10 protein-coding genes are annotated in these 11,319 nt (G+C 41.4%); 1 reads left to right on the top strand and 9 read right to left on the bottom strand.

Annotation, left to right across the window (positions count from 1 at the left end; translation table 11 throughout):
• Positions 1 to 51 precede the first annotated feature (51 nt).
• The 9 genes from PN457_RS06925 to purC all read right to left on the bottom strand — a co-directional run bounded on the left by PN457_RS06925 (position 52) and on the right by purC (position 10,071).
• Positions 52 to 927 carry a CPBP family intramembrane glutamic endopeptidase gene (locus tag PN457_RS06925; RefSeq protein ID WP_271732234.1) on the bottom strand — a complete coding sequence of 292 codons (876 nt, stop codon included), beginning with the start codon at positions 925 to 927 and terminating at the stop codon, positions 52 to 54.
• 105 nt (positions 928 to 1,032) lie between these two features.
• Positions 1,033 to 1,821: a hypothetical protein gene (locus PN457_RS06930; RefSeq protein ID WP_271732236.1), complete on the bottom strand. Its 789-nt coding sequence runs from the start codon at positions 1,819 to 1,821 to the stop codon at positions 1,033 to 1,035.
• A 40-nt stretch (positions 1,822 to 1,861) separates the two neighbouring features.
• Complete coding sequence (locus tag PN457_RS06935; protein WP_271732238.1) at positions 1,862 to 3,139, bottom strand: DNA cytosine methyltransferase; 1,278 nt, start codon at positions 3,137 to 3,139, stop codon at positions 1,862 to 1,864.
• Positions 3,140 to 3,159: 20 nt separating this feature from the next.
• A complete protein-coding gene (lpxB, locus tag PN457_RS06940) occupies positions 3,160 to 4,323 on the bottom strand; it encodes a lipid-A-disaccharide synthase (protein WP_271732241.1) in 1,164 nt (387 codons plus the stop codon).
• 172 nt (positions 4,324 to 4,495) lie between these two features.
• Positions 4,496 to 5,314 carry an acyl-ACP--UDP-N-acetylglucosamine O-acyltransferase gene (gene lpxA, locus PN457_RS06945; RefSeq protein ID WP_271732242.1) on the bottom strand — a complete coding sequence of 273 codons (819 nt, stop codon included), beginning with the start codon at positions 5,312 to 5,314 and terminating at the stop codon, positions 4,496 to 4,498.
• A 187-nt stretch (positions 5,315 to 5,501) separates the two neighbouring features.
• Positions 5,502 to 6,011: a 3-hydroxyacyl-ACP dehydratase FabZ gene (fabZ, locus tag PN457_RS06950; RefSeq protein ID WP_271732243.1), complete on the bottom strand. Its 510-nt coding sequence runs from the start codon at positions 6,009 to 6,011 to the stop codon at positions 5,502 to 5,504.
• Positions 6,012 to 6,071: 60 nt separating this feature from the next.
• Positions 6,072 to 6,908: a UDP-3-O-acyl-N-acetylglucosamine deacetylase gene (lpxC, locus tag PN457_RS06955; protein WP_271732244.1), complete on the bottom strand. Its 837-nt coding sequence runs from the start codon at positions 6,906 to 6,908 to the stop codon at positions 6,072 to 6,074.
• Between the two features lie 93 nt (positions 6,909 to 7,001).
• Entirely contained in the window at positions 7,002 to 9,161 is a 2,160-nt protein-coding gene (locus tag PN457_RS06960) for a BamA/TamA family outer membrane protein (protein ID WP_271732245.1), read from the bottom strand.
• A 172-nt stretch (positions 9,162 to 9,333) separates the two neighbouring features.
• Positions 9,334 to 10,071: a phosphoribosylaminoimidazolesuccinocarboxamide synthase gene (purC, locus tag PN457_RS06965; protein WP_271732246.1), complete on the bottom strand. Its 738-nt coding sequence runs from the start codon at positions 10,069 to 10,071 to the stop codon at positions 9,334 to 9,336.
• Between the two features lie 649 nt (positions 10,072 to 10,720).
• Here purC and PN457_RS06970 point away from each other — a divergent pair.
• Positions 10,721 to 10,996 carry a DUF7219 family protein gene (locus PN457_RS06970; RefSeq protein ID WP_271732247.1) on the top strand — a complete coding sequence of 92 codons (276 nt, stop codon included), beginning with the start codon at positions 10,721 to 10,723 and terminating at the stop codon, positions 10,994 to 10,996.
• Positions 10,997 to 11,319: the final 323 nt, after the last annotated feature.

Raw genomic sequence — 11,319 nt, forward strand, 5'->3', positions numbered from 1 at the left:
ACATTTCTACATCATTAAAGAATATATTTCTGTTGTTTGACTACACTAGACTTATGTATTTGCTTGGGATGCGTTGATTAAGTAAGGGGTTGGTGCATTCTGGCGCGGCCAATTCCGGGATAAAAACCGAATTAACCCAGGCAAAGATATTAACATCAACAAAACTCCTACCCACCAACCGGAACGCAATTGTTCTAAGTTATCCAGCGATGAGGTAGTTTGTGGCTGATTAGAGAAAAACCCTGCTGTTAGTGCTAGTAAATTATTTAACCCATGACAAGCTATAGGCACAATTAATGTTCGGGTCTTGATATATAGCACACCCATAACAAAACCAAACATAGATAATCCCAGGAAATTTGGGTGTAAAATTCCAAACAGGACAGAGGAGACAATCAAAGCTGTACGGATACCCCACTTGGTAGCCCATCGTTGCAGTATAACCCCCCGGAAGATAAATTCTTCCGCGATGGGAGCCACGACTATAATTGCGATCGCACTCAGTAAGTTGTCTAGTAAAGGTGCTGAACTGTGAGCAGAAGCATTACTGGCTACTTGGCGCAGGAGTTCCTCTATCAAAGAAGGAGCGAACCACGACAACAGGGAAAATGAGACTAGATAGGCACTAAGTGAAAACACTATAACCAGAATAACTAAGCCCACCGTCGGTAACCATTTATAGTTACTCGGCAGAATACCCACAACATACCGCAGATTAATTCCTAAACGATTGAAGTCTGCGAATATCCACAGGCAAAGCAATCCAAATATTAAAATATACAGCACCAGGACAACAACTTGATTATTAAGTGTGAGTCCGTTAATTCCTTGCACATAACCTAAACAAATACCGGACAGTAAGGATACCAGTAGACCCTTGGCGAACAGATAACGAACCCTGACCCGGGAAAATGGATTATGTATCATAAGTGAGAATTATTGCTGTAATGTTCTCAGTGGTCATATCAGTAACTTCAAGTTTTCCTGGATTATAGACTAATTTGCCTTTACAGAAATAAAGTGTAGTATAATTTATTCGCAATTGCGATAATTTTGCAAATCTACTGTAGAAATATGATTAGCAGGAACTAGTTTATAATGTTTTTCTTGAACGATTTTTACTTCACTTTCCTCTATTGCTAGTTCAAACATGGCAATTAAATTGCTATCCATAAATTGTGCTGATATGGAACGACTTAGCTCAGGAAATTTTTCATTACAATAGCCAATATCTTGTTTTGTTTGAACAACACCAAGCTGATCATTACCTGCTTTAGCTTGCACAGGTATAATAAACTGTGTACCATGACAATTTACAGCTACATAAATTTCATCAATTTCTATTTGACCTATTCCTGTAACCGTAGTCCTTAAGTGGTTTTGTAAAGAGTAAGCTGTAATTCCCAAGAATATATCCACTAAACGATTGTAACGTATTTTGGTTAAAAGAGCTTGCTCATCACCTGACATATATTTATTAATTATTTCGGGTGTAGCATCAGGTATTTTAATTTGTCTGAGATTTGAATTAGGAATAATTCTGTTAATTTGCACAAGTTGAAACCTATAAATACTAGTACCTTTTGACTCTATAATCCACTCCATTCCGGATGGTGCTGTATCTGTTATAGATTTGGGAAGTGGTCTTCTATATCGATAGGAATAAAGAATATCGCCGAGATTTTTAGGAGGTTTAATAGCTAATTCATTAGCTATTTCTGTAAGCTCTTCACGGTTAAATTCAAATTTATCTAAACCGGGTTGGTAATATCGATTAAAGATGCCAGTAACTATAGAGTTATATATACCTTCTTTACTCATAACTTATTATAATTGTTGTGTAAGACTGCTGATTTATATTTCATTTTCTAAATCTAGGTTGTATAATATGCGGGTTAACGTTAAAGTATTTAGCTGCTGCTGTCATATCCAAATTCAGTAAACTTTCATCTCCCAAATCTTGTATTTTTGTGGGTTTATCTAACTTTAAGTCTAAACATTTAATAATTTCTAACCCTACAGCTTTAGCTAATAAAGGAGGAACAGAATTACCTATCTGTCTAAATCCGTGCCATTTTGTGCAATGAAACCTAAACCAATCAGGATAAGAATGTAACCGCGCTGCTTCCCGCACAGTAATACATCTGGGTATAAACGGATGTATAGGTCTAGGGGAGGTAAAAGCTCCGCGATTACTAGGTGTACCTGCTCTGAGAGTATTACAAATACCTTGGGGGTGAAGTTTATAGAAGCGGCTAATTTTTTCGGTTGTACCAGGAAGTGTAGCTGCAAATCTGGTCATAGACTCTAAACTATGCCTTGTTCTTAAACTGGAGGTCAAGATGGTAGAGTCATAGTGACGTTGATATCCATAGTCATTATTTGCCGAATTTAAACCACGCAGTAATAGACCGTAATCACTCGGCTTTCCCAACTCTGCAACTACCCAATCACGTTGATACAATTCATCATATTTTTCAATCTCTGGTAAATCTTGCAATGCTTCCCAAACTGTCGGACTTAAGTTTAATTGATGAGAGAATCCTGATTTCTTTTGTTTAGCTGGTTGAGTAATGGTGTCTGGATAATTTGGTAATTCTAAATCATGACGACAACCGAGAATAAATAACCGTTCGCGATTTTGGGGAACTCCAAAATGAGCAGAATTTAAAACCTGATATTTTTGTTTAACTTGATAACCATTACTCTCAAATTCATTAATAATTTGTGCAATAAATTCTTGATGTTTTCCCGCAGTCATTCCTTTGACATTTTCCATGACAAAAAACTTGGGCTGGAGTGCTAATACTAATCTAATATAATGAAATACCAAGGAATTTCTAGGGTCTTGAAAAGAACGTTTACCTATTAATGAGAATCCCTGACAGGGCGGACCACCAAAGACGACATCAATTTCTTGATTACCAATAGCCGAATTTTGTCTAATATGTTGACTGGTAGTTTCTTCAACAGGCTGACATAAAACACTCCAAAAGGGAAAATTAAACTTGTGGGTTGCACAGTGGATAGGGTCGATTTCTACAGATGCTAATACATCAAAGCCAGCTTGTTCAAAACCGAGGGTCATCCCCCCAGCACCAGCAAATAAATCCACAGCAATAGGGCGGTTTTGTTTCATCTGCTTCTAGTGATTATTTCCTACTTTCCAAGACCTGGTAACATTTGCAAAATCTCTGCAGCAGCGCGATCGCATACACCTACCTCCCCCAACAGCTGACGCATTTGGGTATAATCTGCGAAAGTTTGCTGTCGGCGCTCAGGATTTAAGAGTAATTCCATGGATGCTTGGAGAATATTTTCCGGTGTCGCTTGTTCTTGTAGGAATTCTGGTACAATGGGCTTCATCACCACTAAATTAACTGGTGAAGCAAAAGGTATAGAACCTTTAAGAATGTTGCGAGCAATCCAAACAGTCAAGGGGTTGAGGCGATAAACCACAACTTGGGGCACATTTAATAAAGCCAGTTCTAGATTAACCGTACCAGATTTAGTGATAGCCAGATCAGCGGCGGCAAATAGTTCTTTTTGTTGCTCGCACAGAATTGTCGCCCGTAAACCATAACGTTGAATAGCTGTTTCTATGGGTTGTCTGTAAGCTTCCAGAGATAGGGGAATCCAAAAATGGACGAATGGTAATTGAGCTTGAATAGTTTGAGCAGCTTGAAAAATTACTGGTAAGAGGTATTTTAACTCTTGATGACGAGAAGCTGGGAGGAGTGCGATCGCCTTTTGTGCGGGTGGAATTTGCAATTTAGCCCGAGCTACTGAGCGACTGGGTGCATCTTGCATTCTGTCAACTAGGGGGTGACCAACCCACTGCACTTGTGCGCCATTCTCGCGAAAATAACGGGCTTCTTCTGGGAAGATAGCCAAGAGTTTATCTGTAAAGCTGACAATACGGGATGTATTACGTAAACCAATAGACCAGACCCACTCTTGGGGAGCGATGTAATAAACCACTGGTATCTGTGGTAAATGCTTTTGCATATAAGTACCAATGCCCAGATTAGGTCCCATATAATCAATTAGTATGACTAAATCAGGGGGGTATTGTTGCAAAAAAGCGATCGCCTGACGTTGTACCCTAATAGTAGGGAAAATATAAGGCAAAGATTCCACCAAACCCATAGAACCAATACCACTAGTTTTCCCCAAAATAGTAGCGCCCTGGGCTGCCATTTTTTCCCCACCCAGGGCCACAATTTCTAATTTTAAACCAGCGGATTGACGCTTAATTGCCTGAATCAGCAATGAGCCTTGCAAATCCCCAGATACTTCCCCTGTGCTGATAAATATACGCATTTGATAATTAATAAAAATTCATATTTAACAACGGATAAATAAGTAGTTACATTATACTGATAAAATACAGTATATTTAACGAATATAGGCACTACAGTGAATGATAAAACTATTCCGGGGTGGGAATGATGCCCGTTCTTGTCCATCTCACCCCAATAAAAGCTGTATAAATTCAAGAGTCATCATGGGGGCTGGTTTTTTTCCTTCCCGGAATTAACCCACGTCTTCCAGACATTTGAGAAAGTAGGAGAAAACGACGCAGGGATTGCAGTTGTTCACTGTCTCCGAGTTGTTCGAGTGCTTCTAAAGCCTCCTTAAAACTTAAGCCAGAGCGATAGAGAAGCCGAAAAGCCTTTTTCAAAACTTGTAAATCCTCAGAACTCATCCCAGAACGTTTTAACCCTACTAGATTCAGAGTTCTCACCCGTGCAGGATTTCCCTCCACCAACATATAAGGAGGCACATCGCGGTCAATACGTGCCATTCCCCCGACCATTGCGTGTTGACCAATATGTACAAATTGATGCACCCCTAAAACTCCGCCCAACCTGGCGCGTGACTCTATATGGACGTGACCCGCCAAGGCCACGGAGTTAGGAATAATCACGTGGTCTTCAATTATGCAGTTATGAGCAACGTGTACGTAAGCCATTAACAGGTTATTATTGCCAATCACCGTAGCCTCACCCGCCCCAGTAGCACGGTTAATAGTGACATATTCACGAATTAAGTTATTGTCACCAATTTTCACCCAAGTTGGTTCGCCAACAAACTTGAGATCCTGGGGTTCCATACCAATAGCAGCACCGGGAAAAATCTGATTTCGCGCTCCAATCTCACAAGGACCTTCTAGCACGACATGAGGGCCAATAATTGTTTCCATGCCGACTTTGACATTAGCTCCAATCACAGCATAGGCACCGACTTGCACTGTTGGGTGAAGTTCCGATTGAGGATGAATTACAGCAGTGGGATGAATAAGCGTTTTCAAGGGTGAATCTCCAGAACTTTTTTAAGTGTAGAAACGCGATTAATGGCGTTTATACAATCAGTGGCCAAAAGTGTCGAGCAAAGCAAGTTGTGTGTAAGAGCAACGAAAATCTAGACTGGATGATGTTTTGTTATTTATGGAAGTCGAGCTTAAGAGTCAACCACGGCTTTACCCACTCGACAGCTTATTAGTTAATTCGAGAAAACATTAATTCGCCTTCAGTAGCAAGTTGACCGTCAACCTCTGCACGGGCTTGTACTTTAGCGAAACGACGTTGTTTTATCCACAATAGTTCTACTGTCATCACTAGCTGATCTCCCGGAACTACCTGGCGGCGGAATCGCACTTTATCGATACCAGCAAACACAAATAGTCCCTCCTCAAACCCTGGTAATTGCTTAAGAATAATACCCCCAACCTGTGCCATTGCTTCAACAATCAGCACTCCAGGCATCAGGGGACGTTCTGGGAAATGTCCCTGGAACTGTGGTTCATTGACAGTGACATTTTTAACGCCTACAGCCAGTTTTTCGGGAACATAGTCAATGATTTTATCTACCAATAGGAATGGGTAACGGTGGGGTAGCAATTTCTGAATTTCTTCAGATGAAAATGTGGTTTTAATTTCAGTACTTTTTTCTGGGGTAGATGTAGGTGTAGTAGTATCGGGACTATTCACTGGGGTGACAATTGCCATTAGCGCTGTGTTGAATTTGTAATTAATGAATTAAGTAGTCATGGGTGAAAACCTGAGATTTTAGATTTTACCCGATTCCTGTTCTAAAATTTTCCGAGCCAGTTGAATGTGTAAATTGTGGCTGGCTTTATATGCTAAGAAATGAGCTTGAGGAAAATTTCCCAATAAACTCAAATCTCCTACTAAATCTAATATTTTATGACGAACTGGTTCATTTTCAAACCTGAGTGGTGGATTTACCCAACCTTCTGACCCACAAACAAGGGCGTTATCCAAGCTACCACCCTTAATTAACCCGGTTTTCTGTAAGTATTCAATTTGGTGTAGTAACCCAAAAGTACGAGCCGGAGCAATTTCCGCCACAAAGTTGTCACTCAATGACCAACTGTACCATTGGTTGCCAATAGCCGACAGTTCAAAATCAATCTCGTAACTAAAACGGGTTATTGATGCTGGAAGGGCGCAAGCAAAAGCATCATTTTCATAAATCCAGATGGGCTGTTTCACCACCAAGGGAACTGGTTTACTAGTTGGTTGCGACACTAAGCCAACTTGAGTAATACTGTCAGTCCAAACCTGTGCTGAACCGTCTAATAGTGGTACTTCTGGTCCATCAATTTCAATGCGGGCGTTATCGACACCCATACCGGCCAGGGCTGCTAATAAGTGCTCCACTGTGCGCACGCCAGCTTCACCTTGGCCCAATTGAGTAGAGAGCAGAGTTTGACTGACGGCGGTAACTTGAGCCGGAATGATTGGTAAATCTGGCAAATCCACCCGCACAAAGTACCGCCCACTCCCAGATGAAGCTGGGAATATGCGCACATGGGTACTCACACCACTATGCAGTCCCACTCCAGTTTGAGTGATTTCTCCTGCTATGGTGTGTTGTTCCATGAGCTAAAAGTTAATATGTGATTCATTTGCAGTTTCGGTGATGACCCCTTATCGGAATAGTATTGAGGCAAATGCCAAAATTAGCAAGTGCCGTTAAAACCTTTCACCAATACCAAAATTGATGCGACTATCGCCGTCATCGTTAATGCCGTAGTCAATCCGAATGGGGCCTAGTGGCGATTGTACACGCACACCCAAACCGTAACCGTAGCCACTACCGTTTTTGTTGAGGACGTTAGCCGCCTGAGTTGTGGTTCCTAAGTCACTACCGACATCAACAAACAGTGCGCCGTTAACCACTGAGAATACAGGGAAGCGATACTCAACAGAGGCTTGGACATAACTGCGTCCACTGGTTAAGGCTCCTTCTTCGTAACCCCGCACAGAGTTGCTACCGCCTAGGGTAAAAGCTTCATAGGGCGGTAAGTCACCCAGAATTGTTCCGCCTTGCACGTTAAAGGCTAGGGTTTGCGCCCCCGGTGCGAAGTTGGTCAACCTCACAGGTAAGTATTGACTATAGTTACCCCGGAGTCTGGTTAGAAAAATGCTACCTAGTCCCACTGGTACGGACTGATCCACACCAAAGCGTAGCAAAGAACCTGCTGTTGGTTGCAATTGGTTATTACGCAGGTCGCGCTGTGCGCCTAGTTGTAATAACACTAAGTCATCTTCACCTCCCCCTGAGAGGCTTAGAGGAACTGTTTCTGTGGGCACTCCATCCTCGAATACTGCGGCTCCTTCCGGTCTGATATTACCATCAGCATCACGGGTGGAAATTCGTTGATACTGCAATCCGGCTGAAGCACTCCATTCTGATCTTTCATAGGGATTGGGAGATAATGGACGGTTAAAATTAACACCACCACCTAATCGGAGAACACGAGGTCTATCGCCGTCGGTTTCACCTGGTTGAAATGTCCTTATATTCTCATCTTTGCCGTCAAAAATTAATGAAACTGAACTGCGGCGAAAAATATTTGTTGTATAAGAAGTTCTATAGGGGTCACCGGCAATCCAGGGGTCTGTAAACCGCAGATCAAAAAGCAGCTCCCGTTGTCCGATCTGTACTTCGGCTCCTAGGTTTTGGTTTCTTCCTCCTAGGTTTTGCTGCTGATAGCTTACAGTCCCAAATAATCCACTGGCAGAACTAAACCCGGCTCCAGCTGCAATAGACCCACTAGTACGTTCGGCTACGTTCACTACTACTTTTACCTGACTAGGGTCAGTACCAGGGTCAAGAGATATGTTGACATCTTCAAATAGCCCCAGTCCAAATACCCTCTGGAGGTCTGTTTGTACTATGTCCCGGTTAAATACTTCTCCTGGACTTAACTGCATTTCTCGGGTAATTATATATTCTTGGGTTCGTCCCTGAATTGGTTCTCCGTTTTCATCTACCTCCCGACCTTCGCGATCCTGGAAGCGGACCTGAATATTTTCTACCACCCCTTCGGCTATTTGTAGGGTGACAAGGCCGGTTTCCGAAATTTGTGGTGAGCCAATGAGGTTGGCTAATACGTAACCTTGTTCTTGGTACTTTTTAGTTAACTGCTGGATACCTGCTTGGAATTGTCTCAGGTTGAGGACTTGACCATATTGCTCACCAAAGACTGCATCCACAGTACCGGGAGCTAGTACCGAGGGAACATCAGTTCCCGGATTAGCTTGCACTTGTACTTTGGTGAGGACGGGGTTAAGTTGGACAATAAAGCTTACCCGTACGCCAATAGCTGTATCTTCTGGCACTGCTTCAACGTTGGCAAAGAACCCAGTGGCAAAGATGGCATTAATATCTTCTTGCAGTTCAGATCTGGTTGTTGTGCGACCTGGTTGAGTACGAATGACGCTGTAAACTTGCCTTTCTAGTTCCGGTGTTAGTTGTCCCTTTTCTGATCTGACAACTACTTCTGATACCAGTACTCGAGGTTCTGAGCTTGGAGTACTGGAATTTTCTCCATCGGGAGTAGTTTGAGCCGTGAGCACTGGGGGGGCAATTTCCGGAACCGAATCAACTTTCAGGCTTGTTAAGGTGGGGACAATTACTTCTGCTGTTGTCTTCTGCGATGATTTCACGGGGGTAACCGTGAACAAAGACTGATTTTTGGTTTCAATTGCTGACTGCTGATTGAACCCAGGACTAAAAACCTCTGTTGTCTGTTCTGAATTATTAATACTTTGGGCATTTGCACTCCCACAGATGCCTAGTGGCGCTGCAACTGCTACAAATGCCATCCATACCGGAGATAAACGCATGTTCTTTCAATTCCTCTATGGCTACGCCACGCAAGCTATCACATCCACACACCATTACTCTTATGCACAAGACCCCAGGTGCAAATCAAGTTGCTTCCTATTGCCTATTTACTGATGGTTCACAAAGCATCAGTCAAAAACTATTGATTCTGACTTTTTGCTTTTGACCATTTCAAGTTTTAGTTTCTACTGCTTTTAGCACTCTTTCTAATACCTCCTGGTAAGCATTTTCTACATTTCCCAAATCCCGACGGAAACGGTCTTTATCCATCACCCTCAAGTTAGGATCTGCTTCGCCTGTGTTCCATAAACGGCAGGTATCCGGGCTGATTTCATCTGCCAAGAGTATCTGCTGTTTTGAGTCCAAACCAAATTCTAGTTTGAAGTCTACTAGGGTAATGCCGCACTGCTGCCAAAAGCCCCGGAGAAATTCGTTGACTTGCAATGCTAGATTGTGAATTGTCTCTACTTGTTCCGGTGTTGCTAGTTTTAAGAGGAATAGGCGATCGCGTGTTAACAGTGGATCTCCCAACTGGTCATTTTTGTAATAAAATTCCACTAAAGGTTGTTTGAGCACTGTACCTATTGGTAATCCTGTTTGCTGACACAGACTTCCTGCGGCAATATTTCTCACCACTACTTCTAGTGGCACAATCTTCACAGCCTTGACTCGCATTTGATGCGGTTGAGGACTGTCAATATAGTGTGTTTTTATACCTTGTGTTTCTAAGTGCTGAAATAGCCGGCTAGAAATGCTACAGTTAATTTTTCCCTTGTTGATAATACTGCCACGTTTCTGGGCATTAAAAGCCGTGGCATCATCTTTGAAATCAGCTAACAGGACTTCTGGCTCGTCCGTTGCATAGAGAATTTTAGCTTTGCCTTCGTATAACTGGGGATAAACAGACATGATATGAGATAAATTTGTACGCTGTGGGTAGTTTTCGACCTTTTAGGCTTAACTATTTTATCTTTTGTGCTTCAATATCCGCCATTGGTGCTGAGTTAGCTATAGTTGGTTAGCTGATATCAAGCACATACACCTGAAAAAAGGTGATCAAGGATAAAATATGTAATCAATTGACAAAATCTAGTTTATCATTTAATGATAATTTAATGAAATAAGTTCTCAACAATCAGACTATAAAACTATCATATTTTGCCAATTAAGTAAATACAGCAGATTACAGGTAAATGAGGAGCGAGTATTAATCTTAAAACTCCCGTAGGGTAGGAATCATGTCGCCCTACTGTATCTCACTTACACAAAATGTTCTGTAAATTGTTTATACAGCTTTTTGTCAAAGGTTTGAGGTTTGACTTAATGTTTGAAATTCCCAATCATAATTAACCATTTCTTGTCTCACCCCGGTATGATTAAAGTCTTAATGTAAACTAATTGGGTCTGAGAAAAAAATTGAGGGTAGTTAATTATTTAGTTATATTAAAAACTTTCAAGTACAAAAAAACCCATGATTTTAGACAAAGAAGACAAGAATAAAAAAAGTTGCGTGGGATACAGTTCGAGAATTTATTGATGGAAAATAAACACAACAAAAATGGAGAAAAAAATAATGAACAAAGATGATTTTCTCTATCCTCGTGGACGCTACTATGGTCATGTCAAGCCGGAAAATTTGGTTTTTAATGCAAATTTGCAGGAATTTGCTCAACGTATCAGTTATATCTGTAATTTAGAGACTGGTGGAAAGCTCACCCCAGAAGAAGCTTACGAACAAATCAAAGCTTTATGGAAACAACTGAAAAAAACGAAAAAACAACTGCAAATTGGCAAAAGTCCCTTTCAAAATGATGATGGGGAAACTACAAGCTGAAGGAGTACAAATAGCAGGTTTATATAGCAAAACTCAAAAGTCCTATGCCATAGTCTCTAAGAGGATGTTTGATAAATTTTCAACAGGTAATTTTTATCTTAGGGAACAGGGAACACATCGAACAGGGAATAGGAAGGATTGGGAAGGATTGGGAAGGATTGGGGAACACACAAAAAACAATAAAATCCAGTCCCCTCCCCTGACAAGGACAAGACAAGGTGGACAAGGTGGACTAGGTGACAAGGGAGAAAAACAGTACAAAGTCTGTATTCTTAGTAAGAAAAATAGCCCCTTAAAAGACCATTGTCCGGATAAAATCTTCC

The sequence above is a fragment of the Anabaenopsis arnoldii genome (assembly GCF_028331025.1).
Classification (GTDB): Bacteria; Cyanobacteriota; Cyanobacteriia; order Cyanobacteriales; family Nostocaceae; genus Anabaenopsis; species Anabaenopsis arnoldii.

What these genes read in the sequence shown, in the direction of transcription:
- PN457_RS06925 (WP_271732234.1), bottom strand. Translation starts at nt 927, where the DNA reads ATGATACATAATCCATTTTCCCGGGTCAGGGTTCGTTATCTGTTCGCC.
- PN457_RS06930 (WP_271732236.1), bottom strand. Translation starts at nt 1,821, where the DNA reads ATGAGTAAAGAAGGTATATATAACTCTATAGTTACTGGCATCTTTAAT.
- PN457_RS06935 (WP_271732238.1), bottom strand. Translation starts at nt 3,139, where the DNA reads ATGAAACAAAACCGCCCTATTGCTGTGGATTTATTTGCTGGTGCTGGG.
- lpxB (WP_271732241.1), bottom strand. Translation starts at nt 4,323, where the DNA reads ATGCGTATATTTATCAGCACAGGGGAAGTATCTGGGGATTTGCAAGGC.
- fabZ (WP_271732243.1), bottom strand. Translation starts at nt 6,011, where the DNA reads ATGGCAATTGTCACCCCAGTGAATAGTCCCGATACTACTACACCTACA.
- lpxC (WP_271732244.1), bottom strand. Translation starts at nt 6,908, where the DNA reads ATGGAACAACACACCATAGCAGGAGAAATCACTCAAACTGGAGTGGGA.
- PN457_RS06960 (WP_271732245.1), bottom strand. Translation starts at nt 9,161, where the DNA reads ATGCGTTTATCTCCGGTATGGATGGCATTTGTAGCAGTTGCAGCGCCA.
- purC (WP_271732246.1), bottom strand. Translation starts at nt 10,071, where the DNA reads ATGTCTGTTTATCCCCAGTTATACGAAGGCAAAGCTAAAATTCTCTAT.
- PN457_RS06970 (WP_271732247.1), top strand. Translation starts at nt 10,721, where the DNA reads ATGGAGAAAAAAATAATGAACAAAGATGATTTTCTCTATCCTCGTGGA.